Below are 21303 nucleotides of genomic sequence, written 5' to 3'. Positions count from 1 at the left end.
GCTTTACTTTACGACCATGTGGGGCCGAGTCCTCTCCCACTCCAGGAACCGTTCGGTCTCGGCGAGCACCGCGCCGGCCAGCCAGGTGACCGCGACCGCGTCGTCGACGAGCCCGAACACCCAGAGGAAGGCCTCGGGGACGACGTCGATCGGGGACACCACGTACGCCGTGGCGGCCGCCATCAGCGCGAGGCGCATGCCCCCGTCGTACTCCCCCCGGGAACTCGCTTTGATCATCCGAGGCAGCGCGCCGAGCCGCTGCGCGAGCGACGGCCCGCCCCGGCTGCCCGCCGTCAGCGCACGGGCGAGCGCGGTGAACGCTGCAGCACGTTTCAACGTTTTGGCCATCTCTGTTCCCCTCTCCGCCACTCAAGCATGACTTGGGTGCGCCATGATTGCCTCTCGCCATCGCGAGTTAGCCTCGAATTCCGACCGCACCCGCCGATCATGGTCAGCCGGCTGGTTCCCTTCGAGCGACAGCGAGGGAGACTATGAGCAGCATCGATGTGACCGATGCCCGGTGGCGGTGGATCAAAACCGCCGGCCGGGTCACCACAGCAGCCGCGGGGGTGACCGCCGTCTCGGCCGGGCTGTTGTGGCATCAGGCCTCCGAGGCGCGCCGGGTGATCCCGATGGCCGAGGCGCCACCGCCGCGCGGCGACGGTGTCTACGGCGCGAAATTCGGCGGCAGGCCGCTCAACCTGGTGATCCTGGGTGACTCGACGGCCGCCGGGTACGGCGTGCACCGCCCTCGCGAGACCCCCGGCGCCCTGTTCGCCACCGGCATCTCGCGCCGCCTGCGCCGCCCGGTCCGCCTGCACCGGCTGGCCGTGGTCGGCAGCGTCTCGGCCTGGCTGCCGTACCAGGTGGACGCCGCGCTCGAGTACCAACCGGACCTGGCGATCATCCTGATCGGCGGCAACGACGTCACGCACGTCTCGGCGCGCGACGCGGCCGTCCGTCACCTGGGTGACGCGGTGCGCCGGCTGCGCGCCGCCGGCTGCCGCGTGGTCGTCGGCACCTGTCCCGACCTCGGCGCCATCCAGCCGATCAAGCCGCCGCTGCGCTGGCTGGCCCGGCGGTGGAGCCGTCAGCTGGCCGCCGCCCAGACCGTCGCGGTGGTCGAGGCGGGCGGGCGCACGGTCTCCATCGGCAACCTGCTCGGCCCGATGTTCGAGGCCCACCCGGCACGGATGTACAGCGAGGATCGTTTCCACCCCTCCGCCGAGGGGTACGCCAGGGCAGCGGCCGTGATGATGCCGACGGTGATGGCCGTGCTCGGCACCGACGACCGTGCAGCGCTGCCGGTCGCCGAGGACGTCCGTGAACTGACCGAGGCGGCCGACGAGGCGGTCCGCGCACCGGGCACCGAAGTGGCACCGGCGGGCCGGTGGGCTCGGATGCGGCGTTACCGCTGGTTCAGTGCACGGCCAGCGACCGCGGCCCCCGTTCCCAGCGGTGACCCCGGAGGTGGGGCCGTAGGGTATACGCCAGAGGATCATCAGGTCGGCTGATGCAGGGAGGCGGGACATGGCCGGGCTGCCGGAAGGACTGACCAGGGCCGCGGCCACGAGCCTGCTGGCCGGGGCGGTGGGCGGAGTCGCGCTGATCGCCGGCGAGATGCTTGCCGCGAAAGCGAGGCGTTACGCCAAACCCACCATGGGCCTGGCACTGCGTACGTCGATGGGCCCGCAGAGCGCGCCGCAGCTGCGACTGGTACTGCTCGGCGACTCGGCCGCGGTCGGGGTGGGCGTGGAGTGGCTGTCCGACACCGTCGGTGGTCAGCTGGCGCGGCTGCTCGCCGACGGCTCTCCCGGAAGCGGGCAGCGGCACGTGCTGCTGTCCAGCGTCGGGGTGGCCGGTTCGCGATCCACCGACCTCGCCACGCAGGTGGCCCGCGCGCTGCTCGGCGACCGTCCGGACGTGGCGGTGATCCTGATCGGCTCGTACGACGCGGCTTCCGGGCGCGGTGCGGACGACTCGGCCGGGCACCTGGGACAGGCCGTCCGCCGGTTGCGTTCGGCCGGTGTCCAGGTGGTCGTCGGGACCTGTCCCGACCTCGGTGCCGCCCGTTCGCTGGCACCCCCGCTGCGGCAGATCGCCGGGCTGATCGGCCGGCGGCTGGCAAAAGCCCAGGCCAAGGCGGTGACCGACGCCGGCGGCGTGGTGGTCGACCTGGCCGCCGAGACGGGCGCGGTGTTCCGCGCCGACGCGGGCACCCTCTGCTACGACGGCTTCCACCCGTCCGCCGACGGTTACCGGGTCTGGGCTCACGCCCTCTATCCGGCGGTCGCGAAAGCCGCGATGTCCGGCGTCTGACGTTGGGTATTTTCACGGCGTGTGACAAATTCGCGCTTCCGACCATGTTACTGATGAGTAAACTGGGCGCATGCCGGAAGCTGTCATCGTCGCCACTGCCCGCTCCCCGATCGGCCGCGCCCACAAGGGCTCGCTGAAGGATCTGCGCCCCGACGACCTAGCCACCACGATCGTCGACGCCGCCCTGAACAAGGTGCCGCAACTCGACCGCACCCTCATCGAGGACCTCTACCTCGGCTGCGGTCTGCCCGGCGGCGAACAGGGCTTCAACATGGCCCGCGTGGTCGCCACCAAGCTCGCCCTGGACGGCCTGCCCGGCGCCACCGTCACGCGGTACTGCTCGTCCTCGCTGCAGACCACCCGGATGGCCTTCCACGCCATCAAGGCCGGTGAGGGCGACATCTTCGTCTCGGCCGGTGTCGAGACCGTCTCCCGATTCGCGCGCGGCAGCTCCGACGGCCTGCCCAGCGCCGCACAGGAACTGGTCGGCCCCTGGCACAACCCGGCCTTCGCCGAGGCCGAGGCCCGCACCATCGCCTCCGCGAAGAACGGCACCACCTGGCACGACCCGCGCGAGGACGGTCTGCTCCCGGACATCTACATCGGGATGGGCTACACCGCCGAGAACCTCGCCCAGATCAAGAACGTCACCCGCGAAGAGATGGACGAGTTCGGCGTACGCAGCCAGAACCTCGCCGAGAAGGCCATCGCCAACGGCTTCTGGGATCGCGAGATCACGCCGGTCACCCTGCCCGACGGCACGGTCGTGTCGAAGGACGACGGCCCCCGTCCCGGCGTCACCCTCGACGCGGTCTCCCAGCTCAAGCCGGTCTTCCGGGAGGACGGCCGGGTCACCGCCGGCAACTGCTGCCCGCTCAACGACGGCGCCGCCGCCCTGGTCATCATGAGTGACACCAAGGCCCGGGAGCTGGGCATCACGCCGCTCGCCCGGATCATCTCCACCGGTGTCACCGCCCTGTCGCCGGAGATCATGGGCCTCGGCCCGGTCGAGGCGTCGAAGCAGGCCCTCAAGCGGGCCGGCATGAGCATCGGCGACGTCGACCTGGTCGAGATCAACGAGGCGTTCGCCGCCCAGGTGATCCCCTCGTACAAGGACCTGGGCATCCCGCTGGAGAAGCTGAACGTGAACGGCGGCGCCATCGCGGTCGGCCACCCGTTCGGCATGACCGGCGCCCGGATCACCGGCACCCTGCTCAACTCGCTCGACTGGCACGACAAGTCGATCGGCCTGGAGACCATGTGCGTCGGCGGCGGTCAGGGCATGGCCCTGATCATCGAACGCCTCAGCTGATCTCTCCCCACCGGCACGGGCCCGGCACGTCGCACCACGTGCCGGGCCCGCACCATTTCCGCAGCGCGGTGACCTACGGTCCTGTCCACACCGCTTCGCACCACGTAGGCCGGGCGCCAACTTGCAGCGTGGTGAGCCACGGCTCGATTCGCGCCAGGAGTTCAGTTCGCTCAGGACGTGCGAGTGACTGCCGCATGAGCCCGGCGGCCGCGTCGGGGCCGGTGCGGCCACCTGCGGCGCGCGGTAGTCCGGAACGGGGTGGTTCGGCTGGACTGTTCCTTCCGTACCGTAAAGGGATTCAGATTTTCCTGCGGACCTCGTCAACCGCGGTGGTGGCGCGGTCCAGGAGGTCGGCCGAGGGTGCGGCGGCCAGGAGGTCGTCGGCGAGGACCCGGAGCTGGTCGCGAAGCACCAGGTCGTGGATGTGCGGTACCGGGCGCGCCGGACGCTTCTCGGCCTCGGCGCCCAGGTCGGCGAGGTGCTGCACGAGGTCGCGCACCTGCTGCGAACGGGTCACCGGCGCGGCCGGCGCGGAAGCACGCCACCGGCGCTCGTCCCAGTGATGGATCTGGGTCAGCAGACGCTCGATGGAGGCGGCGAAGTCGGGCACCCGGCGACGATACCCGCTCGGGAAACGGCAGACCCGGCCGGGAAACGGCGGCGCTCTTGCAAAGCGGCATGCGGGAGCTGACCACCCGGCCGGAGGCGGACCGGCCCGAGGCAGACAGCAAACCGCCCGGGAAACGACGAACCCGGCCGGAAAACAACGGCGCCGCCTCGAAACGACGAACCCGGCCGGAAACGGCGGCGCCGCCTGGAAATGGCGAACCCGCCCGGCGCGTGAGGCGCCGGGCGGGTTCGCTTCGGTTCGGGGACAACGCCCGGTCCGTGGGGAGACGGGCCGGGCGTTGCCGGTGACGACGGACGAACCGTCAGTCGTCGCCGCCTTGGAAGAAGCTCAGCAGGCGGAGGATTTCGATGTAGAGCCAGACAAGGCCGACCAGGATGCCGAACGCCGCGGTCCAGGAGTAACGGCGCGGCAGACCCATCCGCACGCCCTCCTCGATCTCGTTGAAGTTCAGGATGAAGCTCAACGAGGCGACCACGATGCAGATCAGGCTGAAGCCGATGCCCAGAGCGCCGTTGGACCGCAGGCCGGTCTCGACGTTGAACATCGCCAGCACGAAGTTGATCAGCATGACCGCGAAAAGACCGGCCATGATGGCGATCATTCCGCGGACGAACTTCGGCGTCGCCCGGATGACGCGTGCCCGGTAGAGGCCCGCCATCACGAAGAAGACGCCGAACGTGGCGATCACGGCCTGCAGGACGATGCCCTGGTAGCCCATGATGTCCTGGAAGAACTTGCTGACCATGCCGACGAACACGCCCTCGATGAGGGCGTACGCGATCACGAGAGCCGGGTTGGCCACCCGCATGAACGAGATGACCAGGCCGAGGACCAGGCCGGTGAGTGCCGCACCGATCCAGGCCGGGCCGACCAGCGCGTTCGGGATGAGCATCCACGCGGCCGCGGCGGAGGCACCCGTGATGCCGAGCAGCGTGACAGTCTTGACGACGACGTCGTCGACCGTCATCGGCGCCACGGCCGGAGGAGCGGAGGGGTAGCCCGTCGCTGTGGGGTAGGGATCGCCATAGGCGGGCTGACCGTAACCCGGCTGCGCGGCCGGCCCGTATGGCCCGTACCCGGCCGCTCGCTCCCGCTCGGCCGCCTGGCCGAGGCGCGAGAGCACCGGGTTAGATGTCTTCACTGTTTCCAGCCTCCCTTGGAGTGGCGACGCTATGCCGCCTGTGCTCAAGGGTAAGCCGTACCTGCCGTCGGCGCCGTACCACCAAGCTGTGAGCAGCCTGAAAATGAGACCTTCCGGTGCAGCTCAGAGCATGTGTGAATGTGATCACGGTCGCGGCGGAGCTGCCGCGACCGTTCGGCGCTGGTGCCCGGGGCGGGTCTCGAACCCGCACGCCTTTTGGGCAGCCGCTTTTAAGGCGGCCGTGTCTGCCATTCCACCACCCGGGCGGCCTGCGAACACCGTAACCGGTGCCGACCGGGCAGTGGAAACGGCATTGCCCGGATCAGCGGGACCCGGCGGCCACCTTCTTCTCCGGGGGCAGCTCCACGGCAGGGGTCACCTCGGTGAACTCCTCACGCGGACGATGCAACTGACCGAGCGCAACAGTCTCGCGCTTCAGGAACAGCGCAAGCGTCCAGTCGGCGAGGACCCGGACCTTGCGGTTGAACGACGGGATCCTGCTCACGTGATATGTCCGGTGCATGATCCACGCCGGGTAACCCTTGACCTTGACACCGTAAACGTGCGCGACGCCCTTGTTGAGGCCGAGACCCGCGACGCCACCGACGTGCTTGTGCCGGTACTCCTTCGGCGCGCCGCCGAGGATCACCTGGGCGATGTTGTCGGCTAGCACCTTGGCCTGGCGGACCGCGTGCTGGGCGCTCGGCGAGCACCAGCCACCGGGGTTCGTCAGGTCGGGGACCTGGGCGCAGTCGCCCGCGGACCAGGCACCGTCCCACACCTCACCGGTCTCGCTGTCCGCTACCTGAAGGGTCGGCAGGCAGTTGACGTGGCCCTTCGGACCCCGGGGAAGATCGGTGCTGTCCAGCATCGGCGACGGCTTGACGCCGGCCGTCCAGACCAGCGTCTCGGCGCGGAACGTGTCACCGTCGGAGAGCACGATCCGGCCGTCGACGCAGGACTGCAGGAAGGTGCTCAGCCGCAGGTCGACACCACGGCCGGCGAGCTGGCGGGCGGTGTAGGCGCCCATCTCGGGGCCGACCTCCGGCAGGATCCGGTTGCTGGCCTCGACCAGAATGAAGTGGACCTCCTTCGGGTCCAGCTCCGGGTAGTACTTCAGAGCGTCCGCGACGACGTCCTGCATCTCGGCGAGCGCCTCGATGCCGGCGAAGCCACCACCGACGAACACGAAGTTCAGGGACGCCTTGCGCACCTCCTCGTCGGGCGTCGCGGCGGCGACGTCCAGGCGGTCGAGGATGTGGTTACGCAGGTAGATGGCCTCACCGATGGTCTTGAGGCCGATACCCCGCTCCTTGAGACCGGGGATGGGCAGCGTCCGCGAGACCGAGCCGGGCGCCACGATGATGTGGTCGTACTCCATCTCGTAGGCGGGGCCGTCGATCGGCTGGACGGTCACGGTCTTGCGCGCGTGCTCGACCCGGGTCACCTCACCGGAGACGATGCGGCACTTCTTCAGCTCCCGACGCAGCGGCACCACGGCGTGTCGCGGCGAAATGTTACCGGCCGCTGCCTCAGGCAGGAACGGCTGGTAAGTCATGTGAGGAACAGGGTCGATCACGACGATCTCGGCCCGGTTGCGGTTCAGCTTCTTGGACAGGCGGAGGGCGGCGTAAAGCCCGACGTGACCTGCTCCTACGACGACTATGCGCGGCGGATTCACAGCCCTATTGTCGCGCGCGGAAGGCATCCCATGCGCCGTTCTGTGACGATCACAACGGCTGAAGTCAAGTGACGAAACACTCGGAATTCACTCGCGTCGGGCCATACGTGATAGGACCATTGTCACAGCCGTCGCTGCCACGAGACCGACGAGAGTGGCCAGCTGGAAGGCATCGCCGCCCAGGTCAGCGGTCAGGCCGAGCGCCAGGACGATGACGACCGCCGAGATCAGTACGACCAGCATGGCGCGGCCCAGCCAGAGCGCCGGGACCTCGAAGTTGACCATCGCGTCGTACGGCAGCACAGCCGCCAGCGCCGTCAGGGTGTGCGCCAGATAAAGCAGTCCGGCAAGGGCCAGCACCCGCCAAAGCTCGACCGGCGAGCCGTACCCGGCGGTGTCGATCAACCAACCGGCGATCGCGGCGAGCGCCGCGGCCGTGCCGCCCCGGCCCCGCGGAGCCAGCGCCGGCCAGATCACCAGGCCCAGCACCACCGCCATGATCCGCGGGCTGGACAGCAGCTCGGCCGGCCACGCCACGCCGACCGCGAGCAGGCCGGTGAAAAGGACGCCGCAGCGGACGGTGAACGGCACCGCGGTGGCCCGCCCGGCCGCCTTCCGCCACCGCTCGGCGCGTGTGCTCATTCCGGTCAGCATGTCAGCGCCCTCTCGGAACCGAGGCCAGCCGGGCCACGTCGCGCAGCACCAGGTCGAGGCTGCCCGCCCCGGCCCACGCCACCACCGGCACACCGTGCTCGCGCAACCGGCCCAGGACGTTCTCCCGCTCGATCCGCCACAACCGGGTGGCCAGCGGGGTCCACTGGTTCTTCACCGGTGGGGCGGCCTCCGCCGGAAGCGTGTCGACCGCGACCACGTAGCGGCCGGACTGGGTGAGCTGGGCCAGCATGTCCGCGGCCCGTGGGTCGACCAGCGGGGTGAGCACCACCACCAGCGCCGACGAGGAGACCTGGTGCGCGCCGAGGACATGCTCGTACTGCTCGGTGGCGGCCGGGTCCGGACGGACGTCGAGCAGCCACTCGAGGACGGTCAGGTACTGCCGGCGACCGGACGCGGGACGCAGCCGCCGGCCGCTCGCGCCGTACTCCAGCAGTGAGACCCGGTCGCCCCGGTGCAGATAGTGCTCGGCGATCGCGGCCGCCGAGCGGACCGTGGTGTCCAGCACCGACGAGCCACCGCGGACACCGCCGGAGAGGCCGATCTCGCCCAGTACGTCGAGCAGGAGCAGCACCTCGGCGTCCCGGTCCGACAGGGTGGAGGCGACGTGCAGGTCACGGGTCCGCAGCGAGACCCGCCAGTCGATCCGGCGCAGCCGGTCACCGGGCGCGAACTGCCGGACCCCGGCCAGCTCCCCGCCCTCACCGGGACGCCGCGAGCGATGCGCGCCGACCAGTCCGGCCGCGGCCGGCATCACCTCGACCGCCTTGAACGGCTCGGTGATCGGGTACACCCGGACGCCCTGTGCCGGAGTGACGATCGGGCGGCAGGCCAGCAGGCCACCGCACGCCGCGGCGCGGGCCGCGGCCGGGCCGACGTCCTGCCGGCCCCAGCGCAGTGCTTCACCGGGCAGGTCGATCGTGGCCCAGCCGTCGGCCCCCACGGTCAGCGCGAACGGCCGATCCGAGTGCTCGAGGCGCAACCAGGACGAGGTCCGGGTACGGACCACCACCAGGTCGTAGTCGAGCGCGTCCGGATTGGCGACGGTCAGACCGGCCGCCACCTCGCCGCCCTCGACCAGGTGTGACTCGTCGGCGCTGATGGTGATCTCGGGGGCGGCCGACGGGATGCGGCGCAGGTTGATCGCGGCGCCGATCGCGAACGGCGCCGCGAGCAGCACCAGATCGACCCGGCCCAGCGCCACGCCGAGCAGCAGGAGCAGGCCGGTGAGCAGCACCGACCGGCCGAGCGCCCGGGTGGGCGCCCAGATCGGACCGGACTGCGGGTCGGCCGTGCCCGCAGCGGGCACGGCCGGGCGGAGGCGCAGCAGGTCAGTCATGCCGGGCGTACGTCGGAAGCGCCCCACTGGCCGGGGCGGGCACCGCGGTGAGCACCTCCTGGACCACGAAGGACGGATTCACCTGGCGCAGCCACATCTCCGGCCGTAGCGTTATCCGGTGGGCCAGGGCGGGAATCGCCACGTCCTTCACGTCCTCGGGCACCACGTAGTCCCGGCCGGCCATCGCGGCGCGGGCCCGAGCCAGCAGGAGCAACGCGAGCGAGCCACGGGGCGAGGAGCCGACCAGCACCGCACCGTGCTCCCGGGTCGCCGACGCGAGCGCCACGATGTAGCGGCCGATCGAGTCCTCGACCGCGACCGTCTCCAGCGCGGCCTGCATCAGCTGGAGCGTGCGGCCGTCCACCACCGGGGTCAGGCTGGACTCCTCCTGGCGCCGCGACATCCGGCGCTGCAGGACCGACCACTCCTCCTCGGCCGTCGGGTACCCGAACGACACCCGCAGCATGAAACGGTCCAGCTGCGCCTCGGGCAGCGGGTACGTTCCCTCGTACTCGATCGGGTTGGCTGTCGCGATCACGTGGAACGGAGGGTCCAGCCGGTACGTGACGCCCTCCACCGAGACCTGCTTCTCCTGCATCGCCTCGAGCAGGGCGGCCTGGGTCTTCGGCGGCGTCCGGTTGATCTCGTCGGCCAGCAGCATGTTGGTGAACACCGGGCCGGCCCGGAAGGCGAAGTCGCCCTTGCGCTGGTCGTAGAGGAAGGATCCGGTCACGTCGGCGGGCAGCAGGTCGGGGGTGAACTGGAGCCGCCGGAAGTCGAGTCCGAGCGCCTGCGCGAAGCACCGGGCGGTCAGAGTCTTGCCCAGGCCCGGCATGTCCTCCAGCAGCACGTGGCCGCCGGCCAGGATGCCGGCCAGCACCAGTTCCAGCGAGTCCCGCTTGCCCACCACAACGGAGCCGACCGAGTCGAGGACCGCCCCGGCCAGCCGCCCGACCTCGTACGGGGGAAGAGCCTGCGTCACCGGCGCACCTTTCTCACAGTCGTTCTCTCACAGTCGTTCCATGGCATCTAGATAAGTCTCGACGTCGCGGGCCTTGAGCGCGCGCCGGCCCGGGCCGGACAGCGCCGACCACAGGTCGTCGCCGAGGAGTTCCCGGGCCCGGCGCGGGTCACTGGCCCGGGTGATGCCGTGCCGCAGGCGCAACCGTTCGTCGGTCAGTTCCGCGAGCACCGGCAGAACGTTACGCGCATACAGATCGGGATCCGAGTGCGCCCGGTCCAGGTTCTGTTCCCAGCGGCGCACGGCGGCCCGGAGCGCGTCGGCGGTCGGCGGGGTACCCGATCCGATCCGCGAACGCAGCCGCGGAGCGGGCGGCGGGGCCACCACCGTCACGGCGTGGATGACCAGCCGCAGACCGATCAGCAGGGAGACCAGCAGGAGCAGCGAGATGCTGGTGTCCAGCGCGCGCAGCCCAGCCGTGACGACTACGGTGACCAGGCCGATGACCAGGGCGTTGGCGGCCAGCGTGAAGGCGATGGAGCGTCGCTTGGCGACGGACTCCGGCTCCTCGGTCCGTGGCTGGCCCTCGGCGATGTCGAAGAGGTCGTCGAGTCCGCCGTCGCTCATGCCGGTGCCCCGCTCCGGGCGGCGCCCAGGTCGGCGCGCAGCCGTTCCAGGGCGGACCGGGCCTGCTGGCGCATCTGGTCGTCGACGGTGTGGGTCGCGTATCGCGCCTCACGGTAGACCGCGAGCAGGGCCGCTAGCACAGCCGCGTCGACCCGCTGTTCGGCGAGCAGCCGTCCGACGTAGTCGGTGGGGCTGTCGCCCGGGTGCCGAGGGGTTCCGGCCGCGGCGGCCGCGTCCTCCAGCCGCACCCAGCAGGCGATGACCGCCCGGCGCGGGTCACGGTCGGTGTCGGACAGTTCCTCCAGACCCGCGTCGAGCGCCGCGACCAGGTCGTCGGCGGTCTGCGCGGCCCGGCGGGGCTGATGCCGGCCGGTGCGGGCCGGACGGCGGCGCAGGTAGTCGCGCATCAGCGCCCAGGTCAGGCCGCCCACCATCAGCAAGGCACCGACAATGAGGACCACAAGCGTGGCGGTGCCGACCCACTCGGGCAGGCCCTGCGCCGCCTCCGGGACCGTGTTCTCGAGGGAGGGGTTCACGGACGGCTCGGGCGGCAGCAGGGGCGGGCGGGTGGTGGGGGTCGCATCCGGCTCGATCTGGTCCAGCTGGGGCGCGGACCGGGTGGCGGCCAGCGAGATCACGAAGAGCAGTCCGAGGACGGCGGCGAGGGGCCACCATCGGCGCAGTGCTGCGAAGTCCATTGCGGGCTCAGATCCGTGACTCGGGGATTGTCGGCGCTCGCATCATGCCAGGCCCGCCAGATCCTTCGCACGGCTGAACACCTCGTCGAGCATCGCCGGGGTCAGCCGCCCGGTGAAGGTGTTCTGCTGGCTGACGTGGAAACAGCCGAGCAGAACGGGCGCTCCGGGCACGCTGACCTGGGCACCGTGCCCGAATTTCGGGCGCGGCACCGGTGGCCGGACACGGTAGGCAGCGGCCATCGCGGGCCACCACGCGGCCCACGCGAACGCACCGAGCGCGACCACCACCCGCAGGGTGGGCCGGACCAGTTCGAGTTCGCGGCGGAACCAGGGTGCGCAGGTGTCGCGCTCCTCGGGCAGTGGTTTGTTGTCCGGCGGGGCGCAGCGCACCGCCGCGAAGATCCGGGTGTGCCACAGGGCCAGACCGTCGTCGGCCGAGACGCTGGTCGGCTGGTTCGCCAGGCCGGCCCGGTGCAGGGCCGCGAAGAGCACATCACCGGAGCGGTCGCCGGTGAAGATCCGCCCGGTGCGGTTGCCGCCGTGCGCGGCCGGCGCCAGGCCGAGAATCGCGATCGAGGCGTCCGGCGGCCCCATGCCGGGTACCGGACGGCCCCAGTACTCCTGGTCCCGGAACGACGCGCGTTTCACGCGGGCGATGCCGGTGCGCCACTCGACCAGACGCGGGCAGGCGAAACAATCCGCGATCCGGGCATCGAGCACGCTCAGCGAGGCCGTCCCGGCCGCCTGAGCGACAACTTCCTCGGGGGTACGCGGTGAGCTGTCGGACGGTTGCACGGGTCCAGCACATCACCCTCGCGTTCCGGCCGCTCGGCGAGCCCGGCGGAAGTGCTCCGACCAGGACGTCGTCGCGGAGCCCGTAAGCACCCCACGACGACGGACCGTGGTCAGCCGCCCGGGGTCGGCGCAGTGGCCGGAGCCGGCTGCTGCTTGTCGCCGTCGCCCGCCGGGCCTGTGGACGAACCTGTGGACGGCTCGCCCGACGGGGCGGCGGCCGGTTCTGCCGACTGGAACGGCGCCAGGACGGGGCAGTACGGATAGCCCGGGTTGGCGATCGGCACCGGGTTGCCCTCGGCGTCCCAGCAGTTCGGGTCCCCGAGCCGGATCGGCTGCCCACTCTGGTCGTAGAGCTGCACGCCGACGAGGAGCTTGCCCTGACCGTCGTAGACGAAGACGTCGCGGACGTCGGAATACGGACTGCCGGGGTCGACGTAGCTCACCTGGTCGTAGTAGCGGTCCCGCTGGGCGGCCGAGTCGACCTCGAAGAAACCCGCCACCGCGAAGATCACCAGGAACGCGGTGCCGAACCGGAGCAGCCGCCGCGGCCAGCGCGCGGCCGGCCGGCCCTGGCGTCCCAGCCAGATCGAGCCCAGAATCCCGAGAGTGAGCAGGAACATGGCGGTGAAGTCGTCGCCGCCGGCCCGCGGCAGCAGGCCCAGCGGAGTGTCGTGGTCGTGCAGCATGAAGGCCACCGCCATCGCCGCCAGATAGCCCCGCAGCACCCACCAGGCGGGCCGCAGCAGGGTCAGGAACTCGCTCGCCCGTGAATAGCCCAGGGCCGGCCCGGCCCGCTCGTCGGCGCGCTGCAGCACCCGGTTGATCCGGGCCCGGTGCCGCGCTGCGGTCGCTGCGATGCGCGACTGCTCACCCGGCACCTCGGCGGGCTGGCCGAGAACGAATCCGGCGCTGGCGCTGAGCTCGGCCGCATAGGCGTCCGGTGGGCCGAGGCGCTCATGAAGCGAGCCGCCGCCCTCGGCGAGGACCTCGGCAAGATGCTCGGGCAGGTCTTCGAGAAGCTCGTCCCGGACCGTGTCCGGAAGCCCGCCGAGCGCCTGCCGGACGCCCTCGACGTAGACGGCGATCTCGTCCTGTGCCGTGAGGTTCACGCCTTCCCCCGCTCGCGAAGCAGATCTTCCATGATCGATGCGAACCCGTGCCACACCTTGCCGGATCGCTGCAGTTCGGCGCGACCGGCCTCGTTGAGTGCGTAGTACTTCCGGTGCGGGCCCTCGTCACTGGGCACCACGTAGCTGTTCAGCAGGCCGCCGTTGAAGAGGCGGCGCAACGTGCCGTAGACCGAGGCGTCACCGACGTCCTCCAGGCCGGCCGAACGCAGGCGGCGCAGGATGTCGTAGCCGTATCCGTCCTCGTCACGGAGCACGGCCAGGACCGCCAGGTCGAGCACGCCCTTGAGAAGCTGTGTCGGATCCACGTTGAGCACACTACTGCGCAATCCGAAGTACCGTCAACGGCGTGGTACCCACTGGGATGCGTTACCGGGTCAGGCCAGGCCGAACGCGATACCGTCGAGGATGTCGTGCTCCGAGGCGATCACGAAGTCGTGGCCGGAGCGCTCGCTGATGATCTTCATGATGAGGGCACCGGCACCGATCACATCGGCCCGCCCCGGATGCATCACCGGCAGGGCCAGCCGCTCGGCGACCGTCATCGCCAGCAGTTCGCCGGTCACCCGGGCGACGGTCGGGGTGTCGACCCGGCTGTGGTGGATACGCGCGGAGTCGTACGCCTCGAGGTGGTGAGCGATAGCGGCGACCGTGGTGACCGTTCCCGCCAGGCCGACGAGCGTCCGCGCCGAACGCCCGGAGACGGCCGCCAATGCCGTGTCGACGGCCTCGACGATGTCCGCCTCCGCCGCCGCCAGTTCCGCCGCCGCCGGCGGATCGCTGTGCAGGTGCCGCTCGGTCATCCGGACGCAGCCGATGTCCATCGAGATGGCGTGCTCGACCGTGTCCGTGCCGGTGACGAACTCGGTGGAGCCGCCACCCAGGTCGTAGACCAGATAGGGCTCCGGCGCGTCGAGACCGCGGACCGCCCCGTCGAAGGAGAGCTGCGCCTCCTGCGCCCCGGTGATCACCTCGGGGTCGACTCCCAGCACACCGCGGACCATGTCGCGGAAGTCCTGGGCGTTGGAGGCGTCCCGGCTGGCCGAGGTGGCGCACATCCGCACCCGGGTGACACCCAGCTCGGCGATCTCGGCGGCATAGCCGAGCAGCGCCTTACGGGTCCGCTCGATCGCGGCGGGAGCGAGCATCCCGGTCCGGTCGACACCCTCACCCAGCCGGACGATCTCCATCCGCCGCGACACGTCGGACAGCTTGTCCCCCGCCACGTCGGCGATCAGCAGCCGGACGGCGTTGGTGCCGCAGTCGATGGCGGCGACCCGGGTACTCATAGGTGCAGCAGCATTCTCGTGTTCCCCAGCGTGTTCGGCTTGACCCGTTCGAGGTCCAGGAATTCGGCGACACCCTCGTCGTACGACCGCAGCAGCTGCTCGTAGACGCCGTGCGGCACGGCCGCCCCGTCGATCTCGGTGAACCCGAACGACCCGAAGAAACGGGTCTCGAAGGTGAGGCAGAAGACCCGGCGAACGCCCAGCTCACGGGCCTGATCCAGGAGCGCTGAGACGATCCGGTGGCCGATCTTCTGTCCGCGCAGGCCGGGGTCGACGGCGACCGTACGGATCTCCGCAAGGTCCTCCCACATGACGTGCAGCGCGCCGCAGCCCGCCACCCGGCCGTCCTCCGACTCCGCCACCCAGAACTCCTGCACCTGCTCGTACAGCGTGACGGTGGCCTTGCTGAGCAGCCTGCGGTCGGTGGTGTACGTGTCCACCAGGGAGCGGATCGCCCGGATGTCCCCGGTCCTCGCGCGACGGATCCTCACTCGTCGGCCGCGATCCGGACGCAGGGGCCGCCCGCCCAGTACGGCTCGATCGCGTCGCGTACCTCGTCACCGAACGGATTGATGCCCCGGCCGGCGGCCAGCGCGTGCCCGAGATGGACGTGCAGGCACTTCACCCGGTCCGGCATGCCACCGGCGGACACGTGCGTGATCTCCGGCACGTCCTCGATCGCGGTGCGACGGTCCAGATAGTCCTGGTGCGCGGCGGCATACTTCTTCGCCAGCTCGGGATCGGTGCTGAGACGCTCCTGCATGTCGCGCATCACACCCGCCGACTCGAGCCGGCTGCACGCGGCCGTGGCGTGCGGGCACGTCAGGTAGAACAGGGTCGGGAACGGCGTGCCGTCGTCCAGGCGCGGGGAGGTCTCCACCACGTCGGGATTGCCGCAGGGGCAGCGGTGCGCGATCCCCCGGGTACCGCGGGGACGGCGGCCGAGCTGGGCCGCCACGATGTCGAGGTCGGCGGGTGTGGGTTCTTCCATCGGTTAAGGATCAGTCCTGTGGCTTCGCGTTGGCGGGCTGCTCTGCATTGGCGGCTTCGACACTGCTCCACAGCGTGTCGTACCACCGGTCCGGGGGCGCGGCGGGGGTCTGCTCGGCGGCCGCGGCCTCGTCGCCCTCGTCGGGCACCACGGTGAGGGGTGTCTCGCCCGGCCGCACGTAGTTGAATCGTTCCCGGGCCTGGATGCGCAGGTACTCCGGGTCCTTCCACTTCTCGAGCTTCTTCGCCGACTCGGCGATCTTCTCCCGCTGGGCGGCCAGCGCCGCCTCCATCTCGGCGATCTGGGACTCCTGCTCCAGATACACCCGGAGGGGGTACGTGTAGGCGAGCGCCAGAACGACGACGAGAGCGATGAGGACGGTGGCGCGGCCGGTCAGCGCCCGTGGCCGGGGAGCATCGGTGCGTTCGGCGGCCGAGCCGCCGGTGGAGCCCGCGGAACTGCGGCGGGCGCTCCTGGTGCGGGACGGCTCCGTCCGCTTGCGAGGCGGGGTGGCACGACTGTCCCGCCCGGAGCGGCGACGGGCCGGACCCTGGCCGCTCGGTGTGCGGCGTTCCGTCATCTCCGCCCTCCCTCGCTAGCCGTCATCCATGACACCCGCCCTGAGAAACTATGCCTCCCGGAGCGGGTGTCACCAACTCGATGATCTGACGCCGGGCCGTCAGCCGACCCGGTAACGCGGGAACGCGCCCGCTCCGGCGTACCGGGCGGCGCTCTCCAGCTGCTCCTCGATGCGCAGGAGCTGGTTGTACTTCGCGACCCGGTCGGACCGCGCCGGGGCACCGGTCTTGATCTGGCCGGAACCGACCGCGACGGCCAGGTCCGCGATGGTGACGTCCTCGGTCTCGCCGGACCGGTGGCTCATCATCGTCTTGAAGCCGGCCCGGTGGGCCAGGTCCACGGCGTCCAGCGTCTCGGTGAGCGAGCCGATCTGGTTCACCTTGACCAGCAGGGCGTTGGCGGCGCTCTCGGCGATGCCGCGGGCCAGGCGCTGCGGGTTGGTGACGAACAGGTCGTCGCCGACGATCTGGATCTTACCGCCGAGCTGAGCGGTCAGCGCGCTCCAGCCGGCCCAGTCGTCCTCGCCCAGCGGGTCCTCGATGGAGACGATCGGGTACTCGTCGGCCAGCTTGGCGTAGTAGGCGATCATCTCGTCGGTCGACTTCGGGGAGCCCTCGAAGACGTACGCCCCGTCCTTGTGGAACTCGGTCGCGGCGACGTCCATGGCCAGCACGATGTCGCTGCCCAGGGTGTAACCGGCGGCCTGCACGGCCTCGGCGATCAGGTCCAGGGCCGCGGCGTTGGTCGGCAGGCTCGGCGCGAAGCCGCCCTCGTCGCCGAGGCCGGTGGACAGGCCCTTCTTCTTCAGCACCGACTTGAGCGCGTGGTAGACCTCGGCACCGGACCGGACCGCCTCGCGGAAGGTCGGCGCACCGATCGGAGCGATCATGAACTCCTGCACGTCGACGTTCGAGTCGGCGTGGGCGCCACCGTTGAGGATGTTCATCATCGGCACCGGCAGCAGCGCGGCGTTCGGGCCACCGAGGTAGCGGAACAGCGGCAGCTCGGCCGAGACGGCGGCGGCCTTCGCCACGGCGAGCGACACGCCGAGGATGGCGTTCGCGCCGAGCGACGACTTCTCCGGGGTGCCGTCGATGTCGAGCATCTTCTGGTCGATCAGGCGCTGGTCGGAGGCCTCGTAACCGACGAGCTCCTCGACGATCTGCTCCTCGATGTTGGCGACCGCCTTCTCGACACCCTTGCCGAGGTAGCGGCCCTTGTCGCCGTCGCGGAGCTCGAGCGCCTCGAACGCGCCGGTGGAGGCGCCGGACGGCACCGCCGCGCGGCCGACCGAACCGTCGTCCAGGCCGACCTCGACCTCAACGGTCGGGTTGCCCCGGGAATCGAGGATCTCGCGGGCGACGATTGCTTCAATGGTGGCCATTGGTCGTGTCGCTCCCTAACGTTTGTCCGAATACAGTTTCGGTCCGCGACCCTGCGGGCCGACCACACCGCAGAGCGTATCGAGTCCGGCCATGACGCGTTCGCGCGGCCGGTGAACTGCCTTGCCGGATCACCTCAAACCTGCGGCGATCCTGCCGAACCAGTGGGCACTATGACCAGTAGCCTGTTTCCCGCCGACGGGTCGCGTGTCGAGTTGGACAACGGGGGCCGAAGCCTCCCGGATGTCCGCGTGGTCCGGGTCACCGAGACCACCGTGACGCTGTCCCTCGCCCTGTCCGACGTCGCATTCACGGCCGGTTCCGTGGTGACTCTGCGCTGGCCGGCCGGACCTCGCGGCCGGTATTCGCAGCACGGAACCGTGCTGAAGGTCGACGAGAACCGGATCGAGGTCACCTTCCTCGGCGAGCCGGAGATCGAACAGCTGCGCAACTACGTGCGCGGGGGCGGCGGCGAGAGCATCCTGCTCGTACGCGCCGACGAGCCGCAGCGCATCGGGCAGGTGCACGACCTGAGCGAACGCTCGGTGCGTGCCCACTTCAGCGACGTCGACCTGCGGCCCGGCGAGGAGATGCTGCTCCGGCTGCAGCTGGGCGAGGAGGTCGTCGAGTTCCCGGCGATCGCCTACCGGGTGGCCCAGATCCGCCAGCAGGTACCGGTGCGCGGGCCGCTGGTCACCGAGATGGTGGCGATCTTCGAGCAGGACGAACGACAGGCGAAGATCATCCGGCGGTACGTCCTGCGCCTGCAGTTGCAGGCCAGACGCGAGGCGGCGGCTGCCGACGCCCTCGCTCGGGAGGTCCTGGCCGACGCCACGGCGGCGACCGCCGGATAACCGGGCGGAAATGGAATTCCGATAACCGGCCGCAGGACCCTGTGAATAGGGGGCCTACGGCCGGTTAATTGTCGTGCCATAAGCCCTCAAATCATCGACGCCGGTCCACGGATACTCGATTGCGCGGGGTTGCGCGGGTGCGTCAGGGTGGTCTCCGTGCCCGCCACCCCGCGCCGCATGAGCCCCGGCCCCGCCGAGCCACCCGGCGACCCACGGCGCCGCCGGCCCCTCACCACCGCCGAGCCACCCGGGGACGCCTCCGGCCGCTCGAGCCCCAGTACCGCCGAAGCACCCGGGGACCCCTCCCGCCGCTGCGGTCCCAGTACCGCCGACGCACCCGGACACCCGTGGAGCCGCTCGGGTCCCGGTACCGGCGAGCCACTCGTTGCCTTTTCCGGCCGCCGGCGCCCCGCGGTCGCCGGTCGGCTCCGTGGCACCCGGCGCCGTCGGCGGTCCGCTTCCCTGATGGTGCTGCTGGCGGTTGCGGCCGTGGCCGGCACCGCCGGCTGCACCGACCTCGACCAGGCCAGCGCGGCCGGTGCCGGTGACGGGGACCTGGTGTCCGAGACAGCCGACCGGGTGGCCGCGGCCGACGGGCAGAGCTGGACCGCCACGTACCGGCTGGCCGGCGGCGAGGCCGCCCGGGTGGCCCGCTCGCAGAAGCCGTCCCGCATCGCCTTCACGTTCCCGTCCGGCGTCATGATCATCACGCCGGAGGCCGCCACCCGATGCACCCGGACCGCCGGGAGGACCACCTGCACCGACGCCGACCGGCGGGACGGCGAGGAGGGGCCGCCCGCCACGACGGGCCTGATCGCCCCCGCCGCGATCCTCGACATGCTCGAGTCCGCAGCGATCGACCCGGACATGGCCGTCACCCCGCGGGAGACCACGATCGCCGGACGGCACGCCTCCTGCCTGAAACTGGGCGGCGTCGACCAGTCCGCCGCACCGGACTTCGAGGTCTGCGTGACGGTCGAGGGCACGGTGGCCGCCTTCGCCGGCACGGTGGCCGGCGCCCCGGTCGAGATGACGCTGACCGACTACCGCGCCGAGGTCGACGAATCCGACTTCACCGTCCCGCCGAACGCCCACCTCGATCGTGGTGACCTACGGACTGCTCCGCATCCCACATCACCACACAGCGCCGCACCCACGCCCTCGCGGTGACCAGCGGCGCAACCCCACCACACATCACCACACCGGTCCCGCGGCGGGGCATGGCGCGGCAGCGCAGGTCGACGCCCCAGGCGGGGCGGGATCAGACGCCGAGGAGGGTCCGCAGGTGGCGGGGCGGAGGTGAGCCGTGCGCCAGCATGGCGTCGTGCCAGGCCTTCGGGGTGGCGCCGAACGGACGGGCCGCCGCGATGGCCGCGACCTCGGTGTACCCCACGAAGTAGGTGGACAACTGGGTCGACGTGAGCAGGGCACGCCGCCACTTGCCGGCCGCCTCGCCCTCCTCCTGGAACCCGCGACCGGTCATCAGTTCCATCGCCTCGGTCTCGGGCAGGTCCTCGCAGTGCGTCAGCTGGTCGATGATCGCGTTGAGGCTCATCCGTAGCTGCATCTTGAGCTGCTGCATCCGTACCGGCAGGCCGCCGAAGCCGTAACCGGCCATCAGCTCCTCGGCGTAGACCGCCCACCCCTCCACGAACGGGCCCGACCAGCTGAGGGCGCGCACCCGGGTCGCGGCCCGGAAGCGGCGGGAGTGGGCTAGCTGCAGGAAGTGGCCCGGCATCGCCTCGTGGACGGTGAGGTTGCGCAGCATCTCGTCGTTGTACTCGCGGTAGAAGCTGGCGATCCGCTCGGCCGGCCAGTCGGCGGGGGCCGGCGCGATGCAGTAGAAGGTGGGCACGTCGGCGGTCTCGAGCGGGCCGGGCGGGTCGCAGTATGCGACGGCGACGCCGCGGGCGAACTCCGGCATCTCCTCGATCACACACGGGTCCTCCACCAGCGACATCAGATCGTGCTGCCGTACGAACCCGGTCGCCTCGTCCATGGTGCCCTTGGCAAGCCCGACGATGGTGGTGTTGTCCGGATGCTTCTCGGCGATCCGGGCGAGGGCGCGGCGGACCGTCTCGTCGTCGGCCGGGCCGCCGGCCAGTTCGGAAGCCGTCTCGCGCAGCGCCGTACCGACCCGGTCGAGGTTGGCCCATGCCCGGCTGAGGACCTCGGCGGCCGGCAGTTCCGTGTCGAGGGTGTGCCAGAGCCGCGCCTCCCACAGACGGCGCCCGAGGCGCGGGTCGCGGCCCGGGTCGCCGCCCTCCAGCCGGCTGCGCAGCCAGGTGTCGAACTCGCCGAGCGCGGCCAGTGCCGCGGCGGCGGCCGGTTCGACGACCGAGCGCATGCCGGGTTCGCGGGAGAGGAGCACGGGCAGCTCGCCGCGGATCAGCCGGGCCGTGCCGGCGAACTGGCCGACCGCCGTCTCGGCGTGGACGCGGGGCACGTCGCGCAGCATCGCGCGGGCCGTGGCCAGCGCGTCGGGGATCGCGGTGAGCCGGCCGGCGAGACTGGTCAGACGCTCGTCCAGCGGCGCGAACGACCGCGCCATCAGTCCGTGCAGCAGCGGGCCGGGGTTGTGCTCGAGCGGGTTCCACTCGTGTTCGCGGATCTCGGTCAGTTCGAACAGGTCCCGCTCGACCCGGGCGGTGAGGATGGCGTGGTCGACCTGGTCCTCGGGGTCGAGGCCGTCGGGGTCGACGCCGCTGAGCACGTCACCGGCGTCGCGCAGCATGGCGACCCGCCCGGACACTGCGGCGGCCGAGTGGTCGGGCAGTCGGTCGTCGAATCGGTGGTCACCCGCGTAGGAGGCGGTAACGGGGTCGCTCTCCAGTAGGGCATCGACGATCCGCTCGGCAAGCGGTACGAACTCCGGCATGCCGTGAAACCTACTGAACCTTTTTCA

General features: G+C 71.0%; 23 protein-coding genes and 1 tRNA gene. 5 read left to right on the top strand and 19 right to left on the bottom strand.

What is annotated here, in order from left to right; all coding sequences use genetic code 11:
• Positions 1-3: 3 nt before the first annotated feature.
• Positions 4-348, bottom strand: coding sequence for a YkvA family protein (locus tag AB0G04_RS29860; RefSeq protein WP_360989221.1), 345 nt, complete (start codon positions 346-348; stop codon positions 4-6).
• Positions 349-491: 143 nt separating this feature from the next.
• Between AB0G04_RS29860 and AB0G04_RS29855 the strand changes: the two genes are divergently transcribed.
• From AB0G04_RS29855 to AB0G04_RS29845, 3 genes are all read left to right on the top strand, one after another.
• Positions 492-1514 carry an SGNH/GDSL hydrolase family protein gene (locus tag AB0G04_RS29855; RefSeq protein ID WP_360989219.1) on the top strand — a complete coding sequence of 341 codons (1023 nt, stop codon included), beginning with the start codon at positions 492-494 and terminating at the stop codon, positions 1512-1514.
• A 16-nt stretch (positions 1515-1530) separates the two neighbouring features.
• On the top strand, positions 1531-2319 hold the full coding sequence (locus AB0G04_RS29850) for an SGNH/GDSL hydrolase family protein (RefSeq protein ID WP_360989217.1): 789 nt from the start codon (positions 1531-1533) through the stop codon (positions 2317-2319).
• Between the two features lie 70 nt (positions 2320-2389).
• Positions 2390-3631: an acetyl-CoA C-acetyltransferase gene (locus AB0G04_RS29845; RefSeq protein WP_360989215.1), complete on the top strand. Its 1242-nt coding sequence runs from the start codon at positions 2390-2392 to the stop codon at positions 3629-3631.
• A 298-nt stretch (positions 3632-3929) separates the two neighbouring features.
• Here the strand turns inward: AB0G04_RS29845 and AB0G04_RS29840 are convergent, their stop codons facing one another.
• The 17 genes from AB0G04_RS29840 to eno all read right to left on the bottom strand — a co-directional run bounded on the left by AB0G04_RS29840 (position 3930) and on the right by eno (position 17546).
• Positions 3930-4241: a hypothetical protein gene (locus AB0G04_RS29840; RefSeq protein WP_360989212.1), complete on the bottom strand. Its 312-nt coding sequence runs from the start codon at positions 4239-4241 to the stop codon at positions 3930-3932.
• Positions 4242-4563: 322 nt separating this feature from the next.
• A complete protein-coding gene (locus tag AB0G04_RS29835) occupies positions 4564-5403 on the bottom strand; it encodes a Bax inhibitor-1/YccA family protein (RefSeq protein WP_360989209.1) in 840 nt (279 codons plus the stop codon).
• A 181-nt stretch (positions 5404-5584) separates the two neighbouring features.
• Positions 5585-5669 (bottom strand) — tRNA-Leu (locus tag AB0G04_RS29830).
• Between the two features lie 56 nt (positions 5670-5725).
• Positions 5726-7084, bottom strand: a complete 1359-nt coding sequence (locus AB0G04_RS29825; protein ID WP_360989207.1) for an NAD(P)/FAD-dependent oxidoreductase — start codon at positions 7082-7084, stop codon at positions 5726-5728.
• An 87-nt stretch (positions 7085-7171) separates the two neighbouring features.
• Entirely contained in the window at positions 7172-7726 is a 555-nt protein-coding gene (locus tag AB0G04_RS29820; protein ID WP_360989204.1) for a hypothetical protein, read from the bottom strand.
• A gap of 13 nt (positions 7727-7739) precedes the next feature.
• The gene (locus AB0G04_RS29815) at positions 7740-9095 is read right to left on the bottom strand and encodes a DUF58 domain-containing protein (protein ID WP_360989201.1); all 1356 of its coding nucleotides are present in this window, start codon (positions 9093-9095) and stop codon (positions 7740-7742) included.
• Entirely contained in the window at positions 9088-10077 is a 990-nt protein-coding gene (locus tag AB0G04_RS29810) for a MoxR family ATPase (protein WP_360989199.1), read from the bottom strand. The genes AB0G04_RS29815 and AB0G04_RS29810 overlap by 8 nt, the downstream gene beginning before the upstream one ends.
• Positions 10078-10104: 27 nt before the next feature.
• On the bottom strand, positions 10105-10683 hold the full coding sequence (locus tag AB0G04_RS29805; protein WP_360989196.1) for a hypothetical protein: 579 nt from the start codon (positions 10681-10683) through the stop codon (positions 10105-10107).
• Positions 10680-11381: a DUF4129 domain-containing protein gene (locus AB0G04_RS29800; RefSeq protein WP_360989193.1), complete on the bottom strand. Its 702-nt coding sequence runs from the start codon at positions 11379-11381 to the stop codon at positions 10680-10682. The genes AB0G04_RS29805 and AB0G04_RS29800 overlap by 4 nt, the downstream gene beginning before the upstream one ends.
• 42 nt (positions 11382-11423) lie before the next feature.
• Positions 11424-12176 carry a uracil-DNA glycosylase gene (locus AB0G04_RS29795; protein WP_360989190.1) on the bottom strand — a complete coding sequence of 251 codons (753 nt, stop codon included), beginning with the start codon at positions 12174-12176 and terminating at the stop codon, positions 11424-11426.
• Positions 12177-12286: 110 nt separating this feature from the next.
• Complete coding sequence (locus AB0G04_RS29790) at positions 12287-13285, bottom strand: hypothetical protein (protein WP_360989187.1); 999 nt, start codon at positions 13283-13285, stop codon at positions 12287-12289.
• Complete coding sequence (locus AB0G04_RS29785; protein ID WP_360989185.1) at positions 13282-13611, bottom strand: PadR family transcriptional regulator; 330 nt, start codon at positions 13609-13611, stop codon at positions 13282-13284. Before AB0G04_RS29785 ends, AB0G04_RS29790 begins: the two co-directional genes overlap by 4 nt.
• A 69-nt stretch (positions 13612-13680) precedes the next feature.
• On the bottom strand, positions 13681-14592 hold the full coding sequence (locus tag AB0G04_RS29780) for a Ppx/GppA phosphatase family protein (RefSeq protein ID WP_360989182.1): 912 nt from the start codon (positions 14590-14592) through the stop codon (positions 13681-13683).
• The gene (locus tag AB0G04_RS29775) at positions 14589-15083 is read right to left on the bottom strand and encodes an amino-acid N-acetyltransferase (protein WP_360989180.1); all 495 of its coding nucleotides are present in this window, start codon (positions 15081-15083) and stop codon (positions 14589-14591) included. The genes AB0G04_RS29780 and AB0G04_RS29775 overlap by 4 nt, the downstream gene beginning before the upstream one ends.
• Positions 15080-15583: a DUF501 domain-containing protein gene (locus AB0G04_RS29770; RefSeq protein WP_360989178.1), complete on the bottom strand. Its 504-nt coding sequence runs from the start codon at positions 15581-15583 to the stop codon at positions 15080-15082. Before AB0G04_RS29770 ends, AB0G04_RS29775 begins: the two co-directional genes overlap by 4 nt.
• 10 nt (positions 15584-15593) lie before the next feature.
• The gene (locus tag AB0G04_RS29765; RefSeq protein ID WP_360989175.1) at positions 15594-16163 is read right to left on the bottom strand and encodes a septum formation initiator family protein; all 570 of its coding nucleotides are present in this window, start codon (positions 16161-16163) and stop codon (positions 15594-15596) included.
• A 99-nt stretch (positions 16164-16262) separates the two neighbouring features.
• The gene (gene eno, locus AB0G04_RS29760) at positions 16263-17546 is read right to left on the bottom strand and encodes a phosphopyruvate hydratase (RefSeq protein ID WP_360989172.1); all 1284 of its coding nucleotides are present in this window, start codon (positions 17544-17546) and stop codon (positions 16263-16265) included.
• 171 nt (positions 17547-17717) lie between these two features.
• Here eno and AB0G04_RS29755 point away from each other — a divergent pair, with 171 nt between their 5' ends.
• Together AB0G04_RS29755 and AB0G04_RS29750 are read left to right on the top strand one after the other, a co-directional pair.
• On the top strand, positions 17718-18398 hold the full coding sequence (locus tag AB0G04_RS29755; protein WP_360989169.1) for a hypothetical protein: 681 nt from the start codon (positions 17718-17720) through the stop codon (positions 18396-18398).
• Between the two features lie 465 nt (positions 18399-18863).
• Entirely contained in the window at positions 18864-19568 is a 705-nt protein-coding gene (locus tag AB0G04_RS29750) for a hypothetical protein (RefSeq protein WP_360989166.1), read from the top strand.
• 91 nt (positions 19569-19659) lie between these two features.
• Here the strand turns inward: AB0G04_RS29750 and AB0G04_RS29745 are convergent, their stop codons facing one another.
• Positions 19660-21276, bottom strand: coding sequence for a DUF885 domain-containing protein (locus AB0G04_RS29745; protein ID WP_360989164.1), 1617 nt, complete (start codon positions 21274-21276; stop codon positions 19660-19662).
• Positions 21277-21303 lie beyond the last annotated feature (27 nt).

This window comes from Actinoplanes sp. NPDC023801 (assembly GCF_040639655.1).
In the GTDB taxonomy this organism is placed as follows: Bacteria; Actinomycetota; Actinomycetes; order Mycobacteriales; family Micromonosporaceae; genus Actinoplanes.
This window is presented reverse-complemented; position numbering and strand designations above follow the sequence as displayed.